This is a genomic window from Brevundimonas sp. UYEF29, assembly GCF_040546195.1.
Lineage (GTDB): Bacteria > Pseudomonadota > Alphaproteobacteria > Caulobacterales > Caulobacteraceae > Brevundimonas > Brevundimonas huaxiensis.
Window position 1 is genome coordinate 165,368 of record NZ_JBEPNH010000002.1, and the last position, 19,793, is coordinate 185,160.

Annotated in this window: 23 protein-coding genes; 19 read left to right on the forward strand and 4 right to left on the reverse strand. The window is 67.8% G+C overall.

Annotated elements, in window-relative coordinates; translation table 11 throughout:
• The first annotated feature begins 12 nt into the window (after positions 1 to 12).
• From tolA to ABIB58_RS03805, 15 genes are all read left to right on the forward strand, one after another.
• Entirely contained in the window at positions 13 to 399 is a 387-nt protein-coding gene (tolA, locus tag ABIB58_RS16400) for a cell envelope integrity protein TolA (RefSeq protein ID WP_502909730.1), read from the forward strand.
• A gap of 119 nt (positions 400 to 518) precedes the next feature.
• Positions 519 to 1,895, forward strand: a complete 1,377-nt coding sequence (tolB, locus tag ABIB58_RS03740; protein WP_045809705.1) for a Tol-Pal system beta propeller repeat protein TolB — start codon at positions 519 to 521, stop codon at positions 1,893 to 1,895.
• 139 nt (positions 1,896 to 2,034) lie between these two features.
• Complete coding sequence (gene pal, locus ABIB58_RS03745) at positions 2,035 to 2,598, forward strand: peptidoglycan-associated lipoprotein Pal (RefSeq protein WP_039246161.1); 564 nt, start codon at positions 2,035 to 2,037, stop codon at positions 2,596 to 2,598.
• 127 nt (positions 2,599 to 2,725) lie between these two features.
• On the forward strand, positions 2,726 to 3,865 hold the full coding sequence (locus ABIB58_RS03750) for a DUF3667 domain-containing protein (RefSeq protein WP_045809706.1): 1,140 nt from the start codon (positions 2,726 to 2,728) through the stop codon (positions 3,863 to 3,865).
• Between the two features lie 41 nt (positions 3,866 to 3,906).
• Positions 3,907 to 4,752, forward strand: a complete 846-nt coding sequence (locus ABIB58_RS03755) for a tol-pal system YbgF family protein (RefSeq protein WP_045809707.1) — start codon at positions 3,907 to 3,909, stop codon at positions 4,750 to 4,752.
• Between the two features lie 50 nt (positions 4,753 to 4,802).
• On the forward strand, positions 4,803 to 5,987 hold the full coding sequence (gene tilS / locus ABIB58_RS03760) for a tRNA lysidine(34) synthetase TilS (protein ID WP_255360386.1): 1,185 nt from the start codon (positions 4,803 to 4,805) through the stop codon (positions 5,985 to 5,987).
• 86 nt (positions 5,988 to 6,073) lie between these two features.
• The gene (gene ftsH / locus ABIB58_RS03765) at positions 6,074 to 8,029 is read left to right on the forward strand and encodes an ATP-dependent zinc metalloprotease FtsH (RefSeq protein ID WP_039246156.1); all 1,956 of its coding nucleotides are present in this window, start codon (positions 6,074 to 6,076) and stop codon (positions 8,027 to 8,029) included.
• A 171-nt stretch (positions 8,030 to 8,200) separates the two neighbouring features.
• On the forward strand, positions 8,201 to 9,415 hold the full coding sequence (locus tag ABIB58_RS03770) for an acyltransferase family protein (protein ID WP_045809709.1): 1,215 nt from the start codon (positions 8,201 to 8,203) through the stop codon (positions 9,413 to 9,415).
• 64 nt (positions 9,416 to 9,479) lie between these two features.
• Complete coding sequence (locus tag ABIB58_RS03775; RefSeq protein WP_354039175.1) at positions 9,480 to 10,133, forward strand: hypothetical protein; 654 nt, start codon at positions 9,480 to 9,482, stop codon at positions 10,131 to 10,133.
• 3 nt (positions 10,134 to 10,136) lie between these two features.
• Positions 10,137 to 10,439 (forward strand): winged helix-turn-helix domain-containing protein, encoded by a 303-nt coding sequence (locus ABIB58_RS03780; protein WP_045809711.1) that lies wholly within the window; start codon positions 10,137 to 10,139, stop codon positions 10,437 to 10,439.
• Positions 10,436 to 11,251, forward strand: coding sequence for a dihydropteroate synthase (gene folP / locus ABIB58_RS03785; RefSeq protein WP_045809712.1), 816 nt, complete (start codon positions 10,436 to 10,438; stop codon positions 11,249 to 11,251). The genes ABIB58_RS03780 and folP overlap by 4 nt, the downstream gene beginning before the upstream one ends.
• A 63-nt stretch (positions 11,252 to 11,314) precedes the next feature.
• Positions 11,315 to 11,671 (forward strand): DMT family protein, encoded by a 357-nt coding sequence (locus tag ABIB58_RS03790; protein ID WP_017506765.1) that lies wholly within the window; start codon positions 11,315 to 11,317, stop codon positions 11,669 to 11,671.
• 42 nt (positions 11,672 to 11,713) lie between these two features.
• Positions 11,714 to 12,058 carry a DMT family transporter gene (locus ABIB58_RS03795; protein WP_354039179.1) on the forward strand — a complete coding sequence of 115 codons (345 nt, stop codon included), beginning with the start codon at positions 11,714 to 11,716 and terminating at the stop codon, positions 12,056 to 12,058.
• Complete coding sequence (gene thiD, locus ABIB58_RS03800) at positions 12,055 to 12,855, forward strand: bifunctional hydroxymethylpyrimidine kinase/phosphomethylpyrimidine kinase (RefSeq protein ID WP_354039181.1); 801 nt, start codon at positions 12,055 to 12,057, stop codon at positions 12,853 to 12,855. Before ABIB58_RS03795 ends, thiD begins: the two co-directional genes overlap by 4 nt.
• Positions 12,852 to 13,427 (forward strand): nucleotidyltransferase family protein, encoded by a 576-nt coding sequence (locus ABIB58_RS03805; protein WP_354039183.1) that lies wholly within the window; start codon positions 12,852 to 12,854, stop codon positions 13,425 to 13,427. The genes thiD and ABIB58_RS03805 overlap by 4 nt, the downstream gene beginning before the upstream one ends.
• Here the strand turns inward: ABIB58_RS03805 and ABIB58_RS03810 are convergent.
• Positions 13,424 to 13,813, reverse strand: a complete 390-nt coding sequence (locus ABIB58_RS03810) for a DUF983 domain-containing protein (RefSeq protein ID WP_039246144.1) — start codon at positions 13,811 to 13,813, stop codon at positions 13,424 to 13,426. The two genes, ABIB58_RS03805 and ABIB58_RS03810, sit on opposite strands and share 4 nt — an antisense overlap.
• A gap of 123 nt (positions 13,814 to 13,936) precedes the next feature.
• Between ABIB58_RS03810 and ABIB58_RS03815 the strand changes: the two genes are divergently transcribed.
• A complete protein-coding gene (locus ABIB58_RS03815; protein WP_354039186.1) occupies positions 13,937 to 16,786 on the forward strand; it encodes a tetratricopeptide repeat protein in 2,850 nt (949 codons plus the stop codon).
• A gap of 191 nt (positions 16,787 to 16,977) precedes the next feature.
• Here ABIB58_RS03815 and ABIB58_RS03820 read toward each other — a convergent pair whose 3' ends face one another.
• From ABIB58_RS03820 to ABIB58_RS03830, 3 genes are all read right to left on the reverse strand, one after another.
• Complete coding sequence (locus ABIB58_RS03820) at positions 16,978 to 17,256, reverse strand: HU family DNA-binding protein (protein WP_017506838.1); 279 nt, start codon at positions 17,254 to 17,256, stop codon at positions 16,978 to 16,980.
• A gap of 114 nt (positions 17,257 to 17,370) precedes the next feature.
• Positions 17,371 to 18,183: a flagellar type III secretion system pore protein FliP gene (fliP, locus tag ABIB58_RS03825; RefSeq protein WP_185224517.1), complete on the reverse strand. Its 813-nt coding sequence runs from the start codon at positions 18,181 to 18,183 to the stop codon at positions 17,371 to 17,373.
• Entirely contained in the window at positions 18,180 to 18,470 is a 291-nt protein-coding gene (locus ABIB58_RS03830) for a FliO/MopB family protein (protein ID WP_185224518.1), read from the reverse strand. Before ABIB58_RS03830 ends, fliP begins: the two co-directional genes overlap by 4 nt.
• A 145-nt stretch (positions 18,471 to 18,615) precedes the next feature.
• Between ABIB58_RS03830 and flgB the strand changes: the two genes are divergently transcribed.
• Genes flgB through fliE form a run of 3 tightly spaced genes read left to right on the forward strand, consistent with a single transcriptional unit; the run spans position 18,616 to position 19,790 of the window.
• A complete protein-coding gene (gene flgB / locus ABIB58_RS03835; RefSeq protein ID WP_354039189.1) occupies positions 18,616 to 19,020 on the forward strand; it encodes a flagellar basal body rod protein FlgB in 405 nt (134 codons plus the stop codon).
• 25 nt (positions 19,021 to 19,045) lie between these two features.
• Positions 19,046 to 19,465 carry a flagellar basal body rod protein FlgC gene (flgC, locus tag ABIB58_RS03840; RefSeq protein WP_369796239.1) on the forward strand — a complete coding sequence of 140 codons (420 nt, stop codon included), beginning with the start codon at positions 19,046 to 19,048 and terminating at the stop codon, positions 19,463 to 19,465.
• A gap of 10 nt (positions 19,466 to 19,475) precedes the next feature.
• Complete coding sequence (gene fliE / locus ABIB58_RS03845) at positions 19,476 to 19,790, forward strand: flagellar hook-basal body complex protein FliE (protein ID WP_066626823.1); 315 nt, start codon at positions 19,476 to 19,478, stop codon at positions 19,788 to 19,790.
• Positions 19,791 to 19,793 lie beyond the last annotated feature (3 nt).

The window sequence follows — 19,793 nt, forward strand, 5'->3', positions numbered from 1 at the left end:
CCGAGCCTGGATCTGGACGCCCTAGCCGGACCGACGCGCCCGACCAACAATCGCGGCCGACCGGCGACGGGGCAGCAGGGGGCGGGCGCCGCGTCCCAGGCCACGGGCCCGCAGCTATCCGCGCTTGCTGGTCAAGTAAGCCCGCACTGGAACATCAACTGTGAAATGCCGGGCATGGACAGAATGGTCATCAGGGTGACTGTTCGCTTGACGGCAGATGGAAATATTGTGGGTTCTCCCACTTTGCAGAATCCACAAAGTGATGCGTCGTGGCGTGCAGCATCGGACGCAATGCTCAGAGCATTGCGCGCTGCCTCTCCGTTTAGGGTGCCCGCAGGTTTTCAGGCACAAGAAGTGCCCTTCCGGTTTGAAACCGCTAGAAAATGCGGAAATCGATAGAGGTCAGGTAAAGAGGCCTGTTCCCGACCGAATGTCGCCCCAATCGCCATGAAGCTGGCGGTTGTCATAACGTCCGATGATAAGGGCGAGACTGTCTTTCCAATGCTTGGGAGCAAATTATGCGTCTGAACCTTTTGATGGCATCCGCCGCCGTCGCCCTAGTCGCTGGGCCAGTATCGCTTAATCCCTTAAACGCCCAAGCTGCGCCTCAGAACGCGCAGACGCAGGATGTGGTGGTTGATGACGGCGTGCTGCGTCCCCTTCAGATCGCGGTTGTGCCGTTCGCCGGGACGCACGGGTCGGACATCTCCAATGTGGTCAGCGCCAATCTGAAGCGGTCGGGCTTCTTCGAGCCGCTGAACCCGTCCAGCTTCATCGAGACCGGCCTGACCCTGGCCAATGCGCCGAACTTTCCCCAATGGACCCAGATCGGCGCGCAGGCGGTGCTGTACGGCGGTGTGACGACGCGCGGCGACGGGCGGCTGGACGTCGGCTTCCGGCTTTATGATCCCTATCGCCAGTGCCAGCTGGTCAGCTATCAGTTCACCGCGACCCAGGAGCAATGGCGCCGGATCGCGCACAAGATTTCCGACGTCATCTATCAGCGCATGACCGGCGAGGCCGGCTTCTTCGATTCCCGCGTGATCTTCGTGTCCGAGGAGGGCACGCAACTGAACCGGATCAACCGCCTGACCATCGCCGATCAGGACGGGTTCAACCCGACCTATCTGACGCAGGGCGACGAGGTGATCATGTCGCCGCGCTTCTCGCTGTCGCAGCCGGATGAGATCACCTATGTGGCGCTGGGCAAGGATTACAGCCGCATCTACCTGTATAATCTGACGACCGGCCGGCGCGAGAGCCTGGGCGAGTTCGACGGTCAGGTGCTGGCGCCGCGCTTCTCCAACGACGGCAACAAGATCGCGTTTTCGATCATCCGGGGCGGCAACACCGACGTCTATGTGATGGACCTGCGCAGCCGCCAGATCACGCGCCTGACCAGCGACCCGGGCATCGACACCTCGCCGTCGTTCAGCCCGGACGGCAGCCAGATCGTCTTCACCTCGGACCGTTCAGGTTCGGCGCGCCTGTATGTCATGCGGTCGGACGGATCGGGCCAGCGGCCGATCTCGCGCGGCGGCGGCATCTATACGGCCCCGTCGTGGAGCCCGACCGGCAATCTGATCGCCTTCACCAAACAGGGCGGCGGCCGGTTCTCGACCGGGGTGATGAACGCCGACGGCTCGGGCGAGCGCATCCTGTCGTCCAGCTATTTCGAGGAAGGCCCGAACTGGGCGCCGAACGGTCGTTACGTCATGTTCGCGCGCCAGACGCCGGGCGGCGACACGCGTCTGTGGACCGTGGACCTGTCGGGACGCGTGGTGTCGCAGGCGGGCTATAACGGACGCGGAACCGACCCGGCCTGGTCGCCGCTGCTCGATCGCGGCCCGAGCAATCTGGGCGTGAACCAGGGCGCCGACAGCTGCCCCGCCTAAACGCCGCACCGACACCGTCGGAGCCTTAAAGCTCAACTGTGCGTTATCGCCTCTAGCGTCGAAAAATCGGCCGAGGCAGACAGTAAAGCCAAGCTTGAGGCCCGCCCTTGCCAGAAACGATACGTCAGGAGACGACCCAATGAAGACTTCCCGCATTCTCAAATTGGCGATGGTCGGCTGCGCCGTCGCCGCCATGGCCGCCTGCACCCGAAAGCCCCCGGTCGAGACCGGCGTGCCCGGTCCGAACGACGGCACGACGCAACCGACGGGTCCGGCCTATCCGACCGCGCCCACCGGGCCGGTGACCGGCGGAAACATGGGTTCGGCCGCGCCGGGCACCGAACAGGACTTCGTCGTCAACGTCGGCGACCGCATCTATTTCGACCTGGATTCCTATGAGGTCCGTCCCGAGGCCATGCCGCGCCTGGACGCCCAGGCTCAGTGGCTGCAGCGCTATCCGTCCGTGACGGTCCGCATCGAAGGCAATGCCGACGAACGCGGCACGCGCGAATACAATCTGGCGCTGGGCGCCCGCCGTGCGGAATCGGTGCGCACCTATCTGATCAACCGGGGCATTCCGGCCGGCCGGATCGACACCATCAGCTTCGGCAAGGAACGGCCGATCGCGGAAGGCTCGAACGAAGACGCCTTCGCCCGCAACCGTAACGCCCACACCGCCATCGTCTCGGGCGCGCCGCGCTGACGACCGGCTGATCGGCTGATCTGAAGGAGGCGCCGGCCGCAGGGTCGGCGCCTCTTTTCGTTTCCGCGCTTGTCCTGACGCGGGGCTGGCGGCAGAACCGTCATCACAGGGATCGGGGGATCAGCGGATGGATATCGAAGGGGCGGGCGCCGTCGTCACGGCCGGACTGGTCGCAGGCGCGATTGAAAAGCCGACGGGCAAGGCCGGCGAGGCCCACGCCCACGGCGTCTGTTCCGACTGCGGGGCCGAAACGAGCGGCAACTTCTGCGCAAACTGCGGCCAGCCGACCCACGTCCACCGCAGCCTGCTGCACCTGGGCGAAGAGCTGCTGCACGGGGTCATGCATTTCGACGCCCGGATCTGGCGCACCCTGCCGCTGCTGTGGCTGAACCCCGGCCGGCTGACGCGCGAATGGGTCGAGGGCAAGCGCACGCGCTACGTCTCCCCGCTGGCGATCTTCCTGTTCACCCTGTTCGTGATGTTCTTTGCGCTCAGCTTCATGCCGCACCCGGAATCCAAGACCGAAGGCGCCGAGATGGCCGAACGGATCGCGTCCCAGCGTGTCGGTCTGGCCGAGGCGGAAAAGGCCCTGATCCAGATGCGGGCCGAAAGCGGCGCCCAGCCGGACCCGACGATGCAGATGGCGATCAACGCCGGACAAAAGCTGGTCGATGACCGCCGCGCGGCCCTGGTCCGGCTGGAGACCGAGCAGCGCGACGGTCGCGCCGACGGTCTGAAGCCCGGCAGCTGGCAGGCCGGGATCAAGGACATGGCGACCGAAGAGGCCGGCGAAACCAAGCTGAAAGTCATGGGCAAGGACGCCGAGAAGGAGGGGCACGGCATCGGCGCCACGGTCCTGAAGAAGCTACAGAACCCGGACCTGGCGGTTTATAAGTTCCAGCAGACGGTGTACAAGTTCGCCTTCCTGCTGGTGCCCTTGTCGATCCCGTTCGTGGCCCTGCTGTTCCTATGGAAGCGCGGCTTCACCCTGTACGACCACGGGGTGTTCGTTCTGTATTCGCTGACCTTCATGGCCATGCTGCTGATGCTGATGGTCATCGCCGGAACCTTCTGGGGGACATTCGGCCTGGTGGTGATCAATCTGGCGGCGCTATCGATCCCGGTGCACATGTTCGCCCAGATGAAGGGCGCCTATTCGCTGTCCTGGTTCTCGGCCCTGTGGCGGACGATCGCGCTGTTGGTGTTCTGCAACATCGTGGTCGGCCTGTTCATCGCGGCCATGGTCTATCTGGGGCTGGGCCACTAGCTCGGCCTTGCGGCGGCCCCAAATCGGTGAAAGCTAGACGCATGACCAAGCTCTCGATCTCTCGTGCTCATCTGCTCGCCGCCGCCGCCCTTGGGGGTGTCCTGATCGGAGGCGGCGCGGTCGCCCAGCAGGTCCAGCCCAACATCATGGAGCGGACCGAGTGGGACAATCGCCGCCTGGACCAGCTGGACCGCAATGTGCGCCGTCTGGAGCGGGCGCTGACCCAGAGGAACGCCGTCGGCCAGCCCGTGTTGGTCGAGCCGGACCCCGAGGTGGTGACGCTTCAGGGGCAGTTCGCCCTGATGGACCGACGCCTGGGCGACCTGGAGGCCACGGTGCGCCGGATCAACGGCGACAACGAGCGGCTGACCTTCGAGCTGGACGAGGCCACGCGCGAGAACGAGACGCTGAAGACGCGTCTGGCCGACGCCGAGGGCCGGTTGCAGAAGCTGGAAACCCAGGCCGAACTGAATGCGCCGATCGAGGCGACCTCGCCCACCGGCGACGCGACCCGCGATCTGGCGGCGGCGGTGGCCCTGCTGGCGACCGACAAGCCGCGCGGCGAGCGGGCGCTGGAGACGGTGATCGCGGCCTGGCCCGATACGCCGCAATCGCGTGAGGCCAACTCGCGTCTGGGCGACCTGCGGGTGGCGGCGAACGACAAGGCCGGGGCGGTGCCCTATTACGCCGCCGCGCTGAAGGATTGGCCGCGCATCGGCTGGGCGGCGGATACGACGCTGAAACTGGCCGACGCCCTGTTCGCGACGCAGCGGAAGCCGCAAGGGTGCGCGGCCCTGGCGGAGTTCACGCGCCGCTATGCGCCCGCCGCTTCTGACCCGCAAAAGGCGCGGGCGGCCCAGTTGAAGACGACGGGTTCCTGCGCCTGACGGCTGACCCGGATCTCAGAGCGCGAGCGTTCGCGCGGCTGGATGCGCGACTGACGCGGGACACAGGCCGGCCGCTGGCGCTGGCCCTGTCGGGGGGCGGGGATTCCATCGCTCTGTTGCGGCTGACGACGGAGTGGGCGCGGACGCGCAGGCGTTCGGTGCTGGCCCTGACCGTCGATCATCGGCTGAATGCGGACAGCGGTGGCTGGACCGAGTTTGCGGCCTGGGCGGCGAGGGACGCCGGGGCCGACTGGCGCGGGTTGAGCTGGAACGCGGACAAGCCCGCGGCCGGCCTGACGGCGGCGGCGCGGGCGGCGCGGCATGCACTGATTGCGGATGCGGCGCGCGAGGCGGGGGCGTCGGTCGTCCTGTTCGCCCACACCGCCGACGACATCGCCGAGGCCGATCTGATGCGAAGCGAAGGCTCGACTTTGGGGCGGGTGCGCGAATGGTCGCCGTCTCCGGCCTGGCCCGAGGGTCGAGGCCTGATGCTGTTGCGGCCGCTGCTGGGCGAGCGGCGGCGGGGCTTGCGCGACTGGCTGGCGAGGCAGGGGGGCGACTGGATCGAGGACCCCGCCAACGCCGATCCCCGCTTCGGGCGCAGCCGGGCGCGGCAGGCGCTGGCGGGCGCGGCGCCGCAACCGGTCGAGCAGGCGGCGGCGCAAACCGGGGCGCTACCGATGATCAAGGGCGAGGCCATGGTGCATGTGGACCGTGACGTGGGCGCGCGGGCGCTGGCGGCGGCCCTGGTCTGCGTCGGCGGCGGATCGACGCCGCCTCGTGGCGCGCGGTTGGAAGCCCTGATGGCGCGGCTGAAGGCGGGCGAGGATTTCGCGGCGACCCTGTGCGGGGCGCGGATCGAGGCTGTCGGCGCGGTGGTGCGGCTGATGCGCGAGGCCGGCGAGTTGCGCAGGCGGGACATTTCGCCGCTGGCGCTGAAGCCCGGCGTCGAGGCGGTTTGGGACGGGCGGTTCCTCTTCTGCGCCGATCGTCCAGGCTGGTCTGTGGTTCCGGCGCGGGGGCGGTTGGCCAGTCTGTCGGACGCCGACAGGGCCGAGATCAATCGGTTGCCGGCGGGGACGCGCGGGGCCTGGCCTGTGTTGATCAGGGACGGCGCTGTGGCTCCGGTTCTTGCAGGCGAAGGGGTCGAACGGCGCGGCCTTGTTACGGAACGGCTCAGGCTGGCGCTGGACGAAACGACGCACGAAGACGACCTGATTTCCGCCACCCGATAGCGTAACGCTGATTAAGCCCCTATTTTCCCAGACAGACACATCCAGACCGTCGATCCCACCGGGGTCGCGGACGACCGAGGACCTCAATGAACCTGCGTAATCTGGCGATCACCGGCGTGATCATTCTGGCGTTGCTGGCGGGCTATGCGGCGCTGTCGCAGGGCGGCGCCATGAACGGCGTGACGGGCCAGCCGGCCGGCAAGCCCGAGGCCATCAGCTATTCCCAGCTGGTGCAGCGTGTGAACGCGGGCGAGGTCAAACAGGTGACCATCCGCCTGGACAAGGTGAACGGCGAGCTGAAGAACGGCGAACGCTTCACCTCCACCACCGTCTATCCGAACGAACAGCTGGTGGCCCAGATGCTGGCCGCCAACGTCGAGATCGACGCCAAGTCGGGCGGCCAGTCGATCTGGATGAGCCTGCTGCTGGGCATTCTGCCGATCGCGCTGCTGATCGGCGTGTGGATCTTCTTCATGCGCCAGATGCAGGGCGGGGCGAAGGGCGCCATGGGCTTCGGCAAGTCCAAGGCCAAGCTGCTGACCGAGCACAAGGGCCGCAAGACCTTCGACGACGTCGCGGGCGTGGACGAGGCCAAGGACGAACTGCAGGAGGTCGTCGACTTCCTGAAGGATCCGGGCAAGTTCCAGCGTCTGGGCGGCAAGATCCCCAAGGGCGCCCTGCTGGTCGGCCCTCCCGGCACCGGCAAGACGCTGCTGGCGCGCGCGGTCGCGGGCGAGGCGGGCGTGCCCTTCTTCTCGATCTCGGGTTCGGACTTCGTCGAGATGTTCGTCGGCGTCGGCGCCAGCCGCGTGCGCGACATGTTCGAACAGGCCAAGAAGAATGCGCCCTGCATCATCTTCATCGACGAAATCGACGCCGTCGGGCGTCACCGCGGCGCGGGTCTCGGCGGCGGCAATGACGAGCGTGAGCAGACGCTGAATCAGCTGCTGGTCGAGATGGACGGCTTCGAGGCGTCCGAGAACATCATCCTGATCGCCGCGACCAACCGTCCCGACGTGCTGGACCCGGCCCTGCTGCGGCCTGGTCGTTTCGACCGCCAGGTGGTGGTGCCGAACCCGGATGTCTCGGGCCGCGAACGCATTCTGCGCGTCCACATGAAGGACGTGCCCCTGGCCGCCGATGTGAATGTGAAGACCATCGCGCGCGGGACGCCCGGCTTCTCGGGCGCCGACCTGGCCAATCTGGTCAACGAGGCGGCCCTGATGGCGGCGCGCAAGGACCGTCGCATGGTCACCCACCGCGACTTCGAAGACGCCAAGGACAAGGTGCTGATGGGTTCGGAACGCCGCTCCATGGCGATGAACGAGGAAGAAAAGCGTCTGACCGCCTATCACGAGGCCGGTCACGCCATCGTCGCCATGAACGTCAAGATGGCCGACCCGGTGCACAAGGCGACCATCGTCCCGCGCGGCCGGGCGCTGGGCATGGTGATGCAGTTGCCGGAAGGCGACCGCTATTCGATGAAGTATCAGCAGATGATCGACCGGATCGCCATCATGGCGGGCGGCCGCGTCGCCGAGGAGCTGATCTTTGGGCCGGAGAACATCACCTCGGGCGCCAGCTCGGACATCGAACAGGCGACCAAGCTGGCCCGCGCCATGGTCACCCGCTGGGGCTTCTCGGACAAGCTGGGCACCGTGGCCTACGGCGAGAACCAGGAAGAGGTGTTCCTGGGCCACTCGGTCGCCCGCAGCCAGAACATCTCCGAAGAGACGGCGCGCACCATCGACGAAGAAGTCCGTCGCCTGGTGACCTCGGGCTGGGACGAGGCGCGCACGATCCTGACCACCAAGGCCGAGGATCACGAGAAGCTGTCGCAGGCCCTGCTGGAATACGAAACCCTGTCGGGCGAGGAGATCAAGGACCTGCTGGAGAAGGGCGTCGCGCCGAACCGCGACGAGAACAACTTCCCCAACGCCGGGCCTTCGGTCTCGGTGCCGGTGACGCCGGTGTCGGACGGCACGGACATCGAGGTTCCGGTCGCCGCGCCGGCCGCGACGAGCGTGCCGACGGTTCACTGAACCCAGGCCTGATCTAAATGCGGGAATCCCGCCGGGAGAGCGATCTCCCGGCGGGTTTTTCTTTGGGCGTCTGGCTGATCCACTGGCCAGCGCAACAACCATTTCGACGAACAAGTTTGCATCACAAACATGTCTGTGAGATATGGCGGTCTCAATTGTGGGAGGGACGTCATGTTGATATCGAAAGCAGAGCAGGGGGAACGGCTGCACGGGCTGGATGCGTTGCGCGCCGGGGCGCTGCTGCTGGGGGTGGTGCTGCACGCCAGCCTGTCCTTTGTCCCGCCGCAGATCTGGATTGTGGCGGACGACAGCCGGTCGATCGGCGCCGCCTGGCTGTTCTTCGCCATCCATCTGTTTCGCATGACGGCCTTCTTCCTTATCGCGGGTCTGTTCGCGCACAGGATGCTGGCGCGGCGAGGTTGGGCCGCCTTCGCCAGGGATCGGGCGGTGCGGATCGCCGGGCCGCTGGCGGCCTTCTGGTTTCCGGTCATGGCGGGGATCGTCACGGCCCTGGTCTGGAATGCTCATGCCAATGGTCTGGTGACGCCCGGCGCGCCGCCGCCGCCGCCGACCTATGACTGGACCAACTTTCCGCTGACCCACCTGTGGTTTCTGTGGGTGCTGACCCTGTTCTACGCCGTCGTTCTGATCGTTCGCGCGGCGCTGGCTGTGCTGGATCGAAACGGACGGGCGGGGCCGGTGGTGGACAGGATCACCGGCGCGCTGATCGGCCCGTGGACGCCTGCCGTGCTGGCCGTTCCGCTCGCCCTGGTGCTGTGGCTGGATCCGAAGTGGATCGCCTTCTTCGCCGTGCCGACGCCGGACGCGGGCGTGATCCCGGACACCCCCGCCCTGGTCGGATTCGGCCTCGCCTTCGGCCTGGGCTTCGTGCTGGACCGGCGGCGTGATCTGCTGGCCCGTATCGCCAAATGGTCGCCGCTGTTCCTTTACGTGGCGCTGGTTTCGGGCGTGACGGCCTACATCCTTGCGGGCGGACCGAGCATCGCGCCGATGGGCGAGCCGACGGCCGGCAAGGCCCTGGCCGCCGCCGTCACGGCGGTCGCCGTCTATGCCTCGGCCCTGGCGGCCATGGGACTGTGCGTGCGGTTCGCCTCGGGCCACAGTCCGGTTCGGCGTTACCTCTCCGACGCCTCCTACTGGATCTATATCGTGCATCTGCCGCTGGTCATGCTGGCCCAGGTCTGGGTGCAGGATTGGGCTGGGCCGTGGTGGGTGAAGCTGATCGGCGTGTCGGCGGGCGTCTTCGCCGTGTGCCTGGCGTCCTACGAACTGCTGATCCGCCACAGCTTTATGGGGCGGTGGCTGAATGGCCGGCGCGTGCCGTGGCGCAACCGGCCTGCGCCTGCGCTGATCCCCGCCGAATAATTTGCAAACCCTTCCGGCGGCGTCCATCCGAGGGACGCGCCCGTCGCACAGGAATCACACAGCGATGTCCGACAAGTCCCGCACCGGCCCCGAAGCCGACCTGGCCTTCATGAAGGCCATTGTTCAGGGCGGCAATAATCCCAGGGCGACCCTGACGCTGGGCGTCGCCTATCTGGCGGGCGGCCTGCTCTATGGTCTGCAATGCCTGTTCCATATCGGTCAGGTGTGGGGGATCGTGCGCTGGCCGCCGCTGGGAAATCTCAGCTTTGTGGTCGCCATCACAGTCGCCTTCCTGATCGTCCTGACCTGGGCCGTGCGTGACGATCGCAAGACGGGGACGGCCGGCCCGATCGTCACCCGCACGCTGAATGCCGCCTTCAGCGGCGCGGGCATGGCCAATCTGGCGATCATCATCGTGTTCGGCGTGGGCGCGCGCCGCGATCAGGACTTCGCCGTCTGGCTCTATTATCCGGCGATGATCTTCGCGCTTCAGTCGGCGGCCTGGTTCGTGGCCTACAGTCTGAAGAAGAAGCCATGGATGCTGGCGACGTCGTTGGGCGGCTGGATCACGTCGGTCGCGCTGGGCGTCCTAGTGCGCGACGCGGTGATCTATCTCTATGTCTGCACACTCGCCCTGTTCGTGCTGTTCGCGGGACCGGGCTGGATCATGACGCGTGCGGCGCTGAAAGCCCGCGCCGTCGATACGGACGTCGGCTGATCCATGGGGCTGGACGCGCTCGGCAAGATCAACGAGGTCATCCACGGCCGGATGCGGCTGGGGATCATGGTCTATCTGGCCGACGCCGAGGCCGCCGACTTCACCGAGCTGAAGACGGTGCTGGAGGCGACGCAGGGCAATCTGTCGGTCCATATCAAGAAGCTGGAGGAGGCGGGATACGTGGCCGTGGCCAAGAGCTTCGTCAACAACAAGCCCCTGACCCGCGTGTCCATCACTCCGTCAGGGCGCAAGGCCTTCGCCGCCTATCTGGAGGCGCTGGGCGGTCTGATCGGGCGGTCGGCATGACTGTGCAGGTGATGGGCATCGTCAATGTGACGCCCGACAGCTTTTCGGACGGAGGACGATGGGCCTCGACCGAAGATGCGATTGATCAGGCGATGCGGCTGGTCGCGGACGGGGCCGATGTTCTGGACATCGGCGGCGAGAGCACCCGGCCGGGAGCCGAACCGGTAGGGGAGGCCGAGGAGATCGACCGGGTCGCGCCGGTCATCGCCGGCGTCCGCGCGCGCTGGGGCGGAGCGATCAGCGTCGATACGATGAAGCCCGCCGTCGCCCGCGCCGCCGTCGCGGCCGGGGCGACGATGTGGAACGATGTGACGGCGCTGAGCCATGCGCCCGACAGTGCGGCGGTCGCGGCCGAACTGGCTTGCGACGTGGTGCTGATGCACATGCAGGGCGAACCCCGCACGATGCAGGCGGACCCGCGCTATGACGACGTGGTGGGCGAAGTCCGGGATTATCTGCGTGGTCGGGCCGAGGCGGCGATGGCGGCGGGCGTGGCGCGCGAGCGGATCTGGCTGGACCCCGGCATCGGCTTCGGCAAGACCCTGGCGCACAATCTGGCGCTGACGGCGCGGTTGGACGCGCTGATCGATCTGGGCTTTCCGGTGCTGTACGCCGCCAGCCGCAAGCGCACGATCCAGGCCATCGATCCGACGGCGACCTTGGCGACTGACCGGCTGGGCGGATCGCTGGCCCTGGCGCTGGAAGGCGCGCGGCGCGGGGCGCGGATGGTGCGGGTCCACGACGTGCGCGAGACGGTGCAGGCGCTGAAGGTCCAGGCGGCGGTGATGGAGGCGGTGACAGCGGCGGAGTGAAGGCCCGCGACGGACGGGCGCAGCCGGTGTAGAGGGCAGATCTGCAACAGCCTTGGTCCGTCTATGCCCCTGACCGCCTACATCGCCCCCATCGTCATGCTGTGCCTGTCGAACGTCTTCATGACCTTCGCCTGGTACGGCCATCTAAAGTTCGATCACAAGCCGCTGTGGATCCTGGTCATCGCCAGCTGGGGCATCGCCTTCTTCGAATACTGGCTGGCGGTGCCGGCCAACCGGATCGGCATTCAGGTCTATTCGCCGGCTGAACTGAAGACGATGCAGGAAGTGATCACCCTGTTGGTCTTCGCCGGCTTTTCGGTCCTGTATCTGGGCGAGAAGCTGACGGTGAACCATCTGGTCGGCTTCGCCTTCATCGCGTTGGGGGCCTTCTTCATCTTCAAGGGGCCGCTGGGCGGCTGATCGCGGCTTGCTCCGGACCGCGGCCTGTTCCATCTGGTCGCCATGTCCTGGGTGATGTCGATCAATCCATGGGCGACGCTGGTCGTCGCCGGTCTGCTGGAGGTCCTGTGGGCCTCGGGCCTCAAGAACGTGGGCGTCAGCCGGCCGTGCACCTCGCTGGGGGTTGTGATCGCGCTGGCGGGCAGCATGATCCTGTTGTGGGTCGCCACGCAGAAGCTGCCGATCGGTACGGCCTACGCCGTCTGGACCGGCATCGGGGCGGTGGGCGCGGCGGCGGTCGGCATCCTGGTCTATGGCGAGCCGGCGACGGCGGTCAGGGCCGTGTGCATCCTGCTGATCGTGGCGGGCATCGTCGGGCTGAAACTGTTTTCGGGAGCGGCGGCATGAGCGCGCTTCATCAAGGTCGGGTGCTCATTCTGGCCGGGTCGGACAGCGGCGGCGGCGCGGGCATCCAGGCCGACATCAAGGCCGTGACGATGATGGGCGGGTTCGCCGCCACCGCCATCACGGCCATCACGGTGCAGAACACCCTGGGGGTCCACGGGGTCCATCCGCTGCCGCTCGATCTGATCGCCGCGCAGGCGCGGGCGGTGCTGGAGGACATCGGGACCGATGCGGTCAAGACCGGCATGCTGGGCTCGGTCGAGGTGGTCGAGACGGTCGCGGCCCTGCTGGACGAGGCGGACGCCCCGGCGGTGGTCGATCCGGTCATGGTGGCCAAGGGCGGGCACCCGCTGTTGCCCGATGCGGCGGTCGAGGCGGTGAAGCGGCTGATGATCCCGCGCGCGGCCCTGCTGACGCCCAATGCGCCGGAGGCGGAGGCCCTGACCGGGATCGCGGTCCACGACCTGGACGGCCAGAGGCGGGCGGGCGAGGCGCTGCTGGCCCTAGGGGCGCGGGCGGTGCTGATGAAGGGCGGGCATGTATCGGGGCCGACGGTGATCGACCTGCTGATGACCGCAGACGGCGAAACGGTGCTGGAGGCCGAGCGGGTCGACACCCGCCACACCCACGGCACCGGCTGCACGCTTGCGAGCGCCTGTGCAGCCGGGCTGGCGATGGGCCGGCCGCTGGAGGTCGCGGTGGCGGAAGCCTGGGCCTATGTCGGCGAGGCCATCCGCCGGGCGCCGGGCCTGGGCGGCGGGCACGGGCCGCTGGATCACGGCTGGCCGGTGCGGGGATGAGCGAGCTGGAGGCGGAACTGGCCGCCATCGTGCGCGCCGACGCTGGTTTGATGCATGTGCTGACGACCGTGCGGGCGCTGGACCTGCCCGACTGGCGGCTGGTGTCCGGGGCGGTCTATCAGGCCGTGTGGAATGCCCGGACGGGCCGGCCGGCGGGCTATGGGGTCAAGGACTACGACCTGGCCTATTTCGACGCGTCGGACCTGTCCTACGAGGCCGAGGACGTCGTCATCAAACGCGTCGCCGCCGCCTTCGACGAGCCGTTCCGCAGCCAGGTCGAGGTCCGCAACCAGGCGCGGGTGCATCTGTGGTTCCAGAACCGGTTCGGCGAACCCTATGCGCCGTTGCATTCGACCGACGAAGCGCTGGGACGGTTCGTGGCGCCGACCTTTGCGGTCGGGGTGCGGCTGGAGGCGGACGAAAGCCTCAGCGTCGCCGCGCCGTTCGGGCTGGACGACGTGTTCGCCCTGACGATCCGGCCCAACCCGAACCGGCCGACGGCCAGGGGCTGGGCCAAGGCCGTCGACAGCGCGCGGGCGCGCTGGCCCGAGCTGACGGTGATCGAGCCCTAGAAGGGTCCGTGCTTGCCGTTCGAGGAGAACTCGGGCGGGGCGGCCTTGTGGACATATTGTTCGGCGACCAGCCAGGCCTTGAAGGGGCGAAGGCAGCCCAGGCACAGGGCGACCAAGATGGGCAGGGTCACGACCAGATGCACCCAGATCGGCGGATGGACGGTGAAGTCGAACACCATCAGCAGGATCATCCCCACCACCCCGACGGCCGTCATGACGAAGAAGGCCGGGCCGTCCGCCGGATCGGCGAAGGCGTAGCTGAGCCCGCACGCCGGACATTCCGTCTGAAGCGTCAGATAGCCCTTGAACAGCGGACCCTTGCCGCAGCGAGGGCAGCGACAGGCCAGGCCGGTCTTCAGGGTGCTGAGGCGCGGATAATCGGTCATCTGGCGACTATGGGCGTTTAAAACGGCGCTGTCGCGTGGACCGGTTGTCCTAAGGCCATCCCTCATCACGGTGAACGGCGGTTAACCGCGATTAAAGGCCTTGTGCGGCATGGGTCGGGAGATATGTCCGGGGCCTCGCCGACAAAGCGCATCCTGAAGACGACCGTGGCCGCCGCCACGGCCGGCGCCGTCGTGTTCGCGCCGATGGCGCCGCTGGCCCAGGAAGTCGGCCGGTCGCGCGATCCGCTGTCCATCAATATCGGCGCCAACGCCGAGTTCACGCGGGTCGAGTTCGGCGGCGTGATCGGGGTGCGTTCGCGCGTCAGCCGCGAGGGCGACAAGGTCGTCGTCCGGCTAGGGACCACCGCCGCGCCCGACGTTTCGCGACTGAAGGTCGATCCGCCGGCCGGGGTGAAGTCGGTCGAGACGCGGCCGAGCCGGAGCGCGGGCGGCACGGACCTGATCCTGACGCTGGAAGAGGGCGCGGATGCGCGCTCGGGCGTCGCGGACGGGGCGGTTTGGCTGAACCTGTATGCGCCCGGCAAGGCGCCGGAGGGCGGTGACGCCGCCAAGCCGCAGACGACCAAGGCCGTGGTGCCGGTGCGGGCCGAGACGGCCGGCGGCAAGACCGTCCTGACCTTCGACTGGGGCGCGCCGGTAGGGGCGGCCGTCTTCCGCCGGGGCGATGCGGTCTGGGTCGTGTTCGACACGGCCGCCCGCATGGATATGAGCGGCGCCAAGGCGCTGGGGTCGGCCAAGAACGCCCAGTGGGCGGCCGGGCCGGGCTATACGGCGCTGAGGATCGCCGAACCTGAGGGGCTGGGCGTCTCGGCGCAGGGGCAGGGCGGGACCTGGACCGTGACCCTGGGCGGCCCGGACGGTGCGGCGGGCGGGGTCGAGGTCGGCCGGTCCGACGACGGCGCGCCGGTGCTGGTGGCGCAGATGGCCGGGGCGACCAAGGCGGTTTGGCTGACCGATCCGCTGGTCGGGGACCGGTTCGCGGCGGTGACGGCCCTGGCGCCCGGCAAGGGCTACGCCGGCGGACGGCGCACGGTCGATCTGAGCCTGATCCCGACCGCGCAGGGCCTGGCGGTCGAAACGTCGGCCGACGACCTGAAGATCGAGGCGGCGGGCGATCTGGTGACGCTGAGCCGGCCCAAGGGGCTGGCGCTGTCGTCGCCGGCGGCCGGGCTGGAGACGGGCGACCACAATGCGGATGCGCCCAAGCGGGCGGCCTATCCGGCGCTGATCGACGAGGCCTGGGCCGCGACGGGCGAGGCGGGATTCTCGGACCGCTATCGCCGGCTGCAGGATGCCGCCGGGCTGGAGACCATTGCGGCGGCGGACAATCCGCGCGCGCCGATCGAGGCGCGGATGGCGCTGGCGCGGTTCCTGGTCGGGTCGGGCCTGAACTATGAGGCCATCGGGGTGCTGAACGCCCTGATCGCCAAGGCGCCCAACCTGCAAGGCGAGCCCGAAGTGCGCGGCCTGCGCGGGGTGGCGCGCGTCGGCGTCGGGCGGCTGGAGGAGGCCCAGGTCGATTTCGCGGGCGCGGCTCTGGCGGGCGATCCGGCGACCAAGGTCTGGCTGGGCTATATCGCTTCGGAAATGGGCGACTGGGAGGGGGCGCGTCGCAACTTCGCCGCCGGCGCCCCGGCCATCGACAGCTTCCCCAAGGAATGGCGCGCGCGGTTCGGCGCGGCCCACGCCATGGCCGCGATCCAGTTGAATGATCTCGCCGCCGCCCAGCAGCTGTTGGCCTATGTGTTCAGCCAGGATGCGCCGGCGGTCGATCAACTGACCGCGCGGCTGGTGCAGGCCCGGATGTTCGAGCTGAACGGCGACAAGAGCCGGGCGCTGGCGGTCTACAAGGCCGTGGCGCGCGCGCCGCTGGACGGGATCGCCACGCCGGCGAAACTGGGAGCCATCAGCCTGGAGCTGGACAAGGGCGCGATCACGCCGGATCAGGCGACCGCCCAGCTGGAACAGCTGAAATGGCGCTGGCGCGGGGATGCGACCGAGATGGCGGTCGTGCGCAAACTGTCGGGCATCTATCTGCAGCAGGGGCGATACCGCGAGGCGCTGGACGCTCTGCGTGGCGCGGGCAAGCGGATGGCGGGCGTGCCGGGCGCAGCTGAAGTGCAGGCGGATCAGGCCAACGCCTTCCGCGCCCTGTTCCTGGACGGGGCGGCGGACGGTTTGCAGCCGGTGCAGGCGCTGGCGCTGTTCTATGACTTCCGCGAACTGACCCCGATCGGGGCGGACGGCGACGAGATGGTGCGGCGTCTGTCGCGCCGGCTGATCGACGTGGACCTGCTGGATCAGGCCGCCGAACTGCTCAAGCACCAGGTGGACGAGCGTCTGGACGGGGTGGCCAAGGCCCAGGTCGCGACCAATCTGGCCACGGTCTACCTGATGGACCGCCAGCCGGAGAAGGCGTTGCAGGCCATTTGGGGCTCGCGCACCACCCTGCTGCCCAATGCGATGAACAGCGAGCGCCGGGCGCTGGAGGCGCGCGCCCTGATGGATCTGGGCCGGTTCGACCATGCGCTTGAGGTGCTGGACCGGGATCAGTCGAACCCGGCGCGCGAGGTGCGGGCCGACATCTTCTGGAAGCAGCAGAAGTGGGGCGAGGCGGCGCCGATCTATGAGGCGCGGCTGAGCGATCGCTACAAGACCGCGACCACGCCGCTGACGCCGGCCGAGGAAAGCTGGCTGATCCGGGCGGGCGTCGGCTATTCGCTGGCGGGCGATCGGGCCGCGTTGCAGCGGCTGAGCGGGCGCTTTGGGCCGATGGTTCCCGGCGCGCGTTCGGCGGCGGCGCTGCGGGTCGCGCTGGACGACAATCTGTCGGGCGTGGCCGGGACGGGCGACTTCGCCAATCTGTCCAGCCAGGCCGACACCTTCGTCGGCTGGGTCAACAGCGCCAAACAGGCGTTCAGAAAAGAAGCGGACGCCAAAAGCGCCGCCTGAAACTGAAACGGGCGGAGATCGCATCGCGACCCCCGCCCATAGAAGCGTCTATTGATCCTCCCCCGTGCTTTACGGGGGAGGGGGACCACGAAGTGGTGGAGGGGGCGGGCCCAGCACGGGTGATGCGGTCGCCCCCTCCACCGCCTGACGGCGGTCCCCCTCCCCCGCGATGCGGGGGAGGATCTATCGGCTTAGCCGTTGACGGCGTCCTTCAGCGGCTTGGAGACGCGGAAGCGCACGGCCTTGGAGGCGGCGATCTTGATGGTCGCGCCGGTAGCCGGGTTGCGGCCTTCGCGCTCGGCGCGGTCGGCGGTGTCGAAGACGCCCAGGTTCGAGATGCGGATGTCGCCGCCCGACTTCAGGGTCGAGTGGATGTTTTCGACGATCGCGGTCAGCACCTTGCCGGCGTCGGCCTGCGAAACACCAGCGTCCTTGGCGACGGCGGCGATCAGTTCGGCTTGAGTGGTCATAAGAAGCGTTTCCAGTGTTAGTCGCCCGATTCCGAGCGAGGACCGGGGGATCAACACGGATTTCCCTATGCTTTGCAAGCGCCGATGACGCTTAAAGCCATATGGGGCGGGGGATTATCCGGTACCGGACGCTCGCTGGAAGCTCTCGACCAGGCTTCCGGCGACCAATCGCCAGCCATCCACCAGCACGAAAAAGATCAACTTGAAGGGGAGGGAGACCACCACCGGAGGGAGCATCATCATGCCCATGGACATCAGCACGCTGGCCACCACCAGATCGATCACAAGGAACGGAACGAAAAGGAGAAATCCGATTTCGAACGCCTTCTTCAACTCGCTGATCATGAAGGCCGGGGTGACCACGCGCAGGGGCAGGTCCTGGACGTTCTGGGGCGGGTCGATCTTCGACAGACGGGTGAACAGGGCGAGGTCCCCGCGGTCCACCTGGGCCAGCATGAAGGTTTTTACGGGTTCGGACGCCTGATCGAAGGCCTGGGGCAGTTCGATCTGCTGATCCATCAGCGGACGGATGCCCGAATCATAGGCGTCCTGCCAGGTCGGGGCCATGACGATGGCGCTGAGGAACAGCGACAGGGACACCAGGACGGCGTTTGGCGGCGACTGTTGCAGGCCCAGCGCCGTGCGCAGCAGCGACAGGACCACGATGATCCGCACGAAGCTGGTGGTCATGATGACGATGGATGGCGCCAAGGACAGGACGGTCATCAGACCGACCAGCTGGACCACGCGCTGGGTCAGGCCGGCGCCGGTGCCCAGATCGATGTTCAGCGCCGAGCCGCTTTGCGCCGCCTGCTGAGCCAGGGCCGCGACAGGCCAGGCCAGACAGACCAGGGTGGTGAATAGCGACAGCAGGGCCGCGCGTTTCAGCTCGGCGCTGGTCGGCTTGACGAAGACGGCGGGCTTCACTGGCCGCCTCCCATTTTGCCGAGAGAGGGCTGACGCGGTTCGATCAGTTCGCGGCCTTCGCCCAGCAGGATCAGCCGTTCCTCGTCGTCGACGCGGACCAGAACCAGACGGCGGGCGGGGTCCAGCACCAGGGTCTCGACGACCTGAAGCCGGCGCTCGCCGCGCTCAGCATTCAGCCGGGCCAGGATCTGCGGCGCATAGCGGCGCGCAGCCCAGGCCGCAATTCCGATCAGGCCGAGGGTGAAGGCCAGGCCGAAGACCGCCCGGGCGAGATCGAGGAAATTCATGACGCTGCAAAGGCCCCGCGCAGTCCGCGCTCAGGCCGCGAATGTTAACCACCACGGTTAACGACCCGTTGAGATAACCCCCTATTAACCATCCAGGCGGCATTTTCTGCCCATCGCGCGCATCCGCGTCGCACGGGAGACCGCCATGGGCGTCGCCGACATTCCGCTGCTGGGGCAGATCAAGGGCCGGCTGGGCTGGCTGGACGCCCGCCAGCGGGTCATCGCCGAGAACGTCGCCAACGCCGATACACCGGGCTTCGTCGGGCGCGACCTGAAACAGCCGACCGACTTCGCCGCCGCCATGCGCTCGGGCGGGGGTCTGCAGATGGTGCGCACCAATGCGGCCCATATCGCGCCGGCCGGTTCGCCGGTGCGGTTCGCTCCGACCAAGGCGCCCGATTCGGAAACCACGCTGGACGGCAACTCGGTGGTGGTCGAAGAGCAGATGCTGAAGATGGCCGAGAGCCGCATGGCCTATGACGCCGCCATCAGCTTCTACCAGAAATCCATGTCCATGATCCGCATGGCCGCCAAGCGGCCGGGCGCCTGAGGCCGATGGCCGAGAAGGACTGACCATGCCTGATCCCATCCCCCCTTCGAACAGCGCCATGGCGGTGGCGGCCTCGGCCCTGAAGGCGCAGCAGTCGCGCATGCGCGTCATCGCCGAAAACATCGCCAACGCCCAGTCGACGGCGCGCACGCCGGGCGGCGAGCCCTATCGCCGCCAGATCCCGGTTTTCCAGGCCCGCGAGGTCGATGGGGCGACCGGCGTCACTCTGGCCGAGGTCCGGCCCGACCAGGGCGACTTCAAGATGGACTATGACCCGTCGCACCCGGCCGCGAACGCGCAGGGCTATGTTATGCGGCCCAATGTCGACACCCTGGTCGAGGCGATGGACATGCGCGAGGCGCAGCGCGCCTATGAGGCTAATCTGAACGTCATCGAGACGGCGCGGTCGATGGACAGCCGCACCCTCGACATCATCAAACGCTGAGGACTAGGCCATGAATCCGATGATGGCCGCCAAGGCCTATGCCGCCGTTCAGGGCGGCGCCATGCCGACCGGACTTTCGGGGGCGGCCCAGGCGCCCGGCGTCGGGGACGGCGGCTTCGCCGACCTGGTCAAGAACGCCATGACCGACATGACCCAGCAGTCGCGCGCGGCCGAAACCCAGATGACCCGCTCGGTCCAGGGCCAGGGCAATCTGATCGATGTGGTCACGGCGCTGAGCTCGGCCGAGGCGTCGCTGGAAACGGTGATCTCGGTCCGCGATCAGGTGATTTCCGCCTACAAGGAAATCATGGCGATGCCGATCTGACGG

Excerpts from the sequence above, each read along its gene's own strand:
- tolB (WP_045809705.1), top strand. The coding sequence starts at position 519 with ATGCGTCTGAACCTTTTGATGGCATCCGCCGCCGTCGCCCTAGTCGCT.
- pal (WP_039246161.1), top strand. The coding sequence starts at position 2,035 with ATGAAGACTTCCCGCATTCTCAAATTGGCGATGGTCGGCTGCGCCGTC.
- ABIB58_RS03750 (WP_045809706.1), top strand. The coding sequence starts at position 2,726 with ATGGATATCGAAGGGGCGGGCGCCGTCGTCACGGCCGGACTGGTCGCA.
- ABIB58_RS03755 (WP_045809707.1), top strand. The coding sequence starts at position 3,907 with ATGACCAAGCTCTCGATCTCTCGTGCTCATCTGCTCGCCGCCGCCGCC.
- ftsH (WP_039246156.1), top strand. The coding sequence starts at position 6,074 with ATGAACCTGCGTAATCTGGCGATCACCGGCGTGATCATTCTGGCGTTG.
- ABIB58_RS03770 (WP_045809709.1), top strand. The coding sequence starts at position 8,201 with ATGTTGATATCGAAAGCAGAGCAGGGGGAACGGCTGCACGGGCTGGAT.
- ABIB58_RS03775 (WP_354039175.1), top strand. The coding sequence starts at position 9,480 with ATGTCCGACAAGTCCCGCACCGGCCCCGAAGCCGACCTGGCCTTCATG.
- ABIB58_RS03780 (WP_045809711.1), top strand. The coding sequence starts at position 10,137 with ATGGGGCTGGACGCGCTCGGCAAGATCAACGAGGTCATCCACGGCCGG.
- folP (WP_045809712.1), top strand. The coding sequence starts at position 10,436 with ATGACTGTGCAGGTGATGGGCATCGTCAATGTGACGCCCGACAGCTTT.
- ABIB58_RS03790 (WP_017506765.1), top strand. The coding sequence starts at position 11,315 with ATGCCCCTGACCGCCTACATCGCCCCCATCGTCATGCTGTGCCTGTCG.
- ABIB58_RS03795 (WP_354039179.1), top strand. The coding sequence starts at position 11,714 with ATGTCCTGGGTGATGTCGATCAATCCATGGGCGACGCTGGTCGTCGCC.
- thiD (WP_354039181.1), top strand. The coding sequence starts at position 12,055 with ATGAGCGCGCTTCATCAAGGTCGGGTGCTCATTCTGGCCGGGTCGGAC.
- ABIB58_RS03805 (WP_354039183.1), top strand. The coding sequence starts at position 12,852 with ATGAGCGAGCTGGAGGCGGAACTGGCCGCCATCGTGCGCGCCGACGCT.
- ABIB58_RS03810 (WP_039246144.1), bottom strand. The coding sequence starts at position 13,813 with ATGACCGATTATCCGCGCCTCAGCACCCTGAAGACCGGCCTGGCCTGT.
- ABIB58_RS03815 (WP_354039186.1), top strand. The coding sequence starts at position 13,937 with ATGTCCGGGGCCTCGCCGACAAAGCGCATCCTGAAGACGACCGTGGCC.
- ABIB58_RS03820 (WP_017506838.1), bottom strand. The coding sequence starts at position 17,256 with ATGACCACTCAAGCCGAACTGATCGCCGCCGTCGCCAAGGACGCTGGT.
- ABIB58_RS03830 (WP_185224518.1), bottom strand. The coding sequence starts at position 18,470 with ATGAATTTCCTCGATCTCGCCCGGGCGGTCTTCGGCCTGGCCTTCACC.
- flgB (WP_354039189.1), top strand. The coding sequence starts at position 18,616 with ATGGGCGTCGCCGACATTCCGCTGCTGGGGCAGATCAAGGGCCGGCTG.
- flgC (WP_369796239.1), top strand. The coding sequence starts at position 19,046 with ATGCCTGATCCCATCCCCCCTTCGAACAGCGCCATGGCGGTGGCGGCC.
- fliE (WP_066626823.1), top strand. The coding sequence starts at position 19,476 with ATGAATCCGATGATGGCCGCCAAGGCCTATGCCGCCGTTCAGGGCGGC.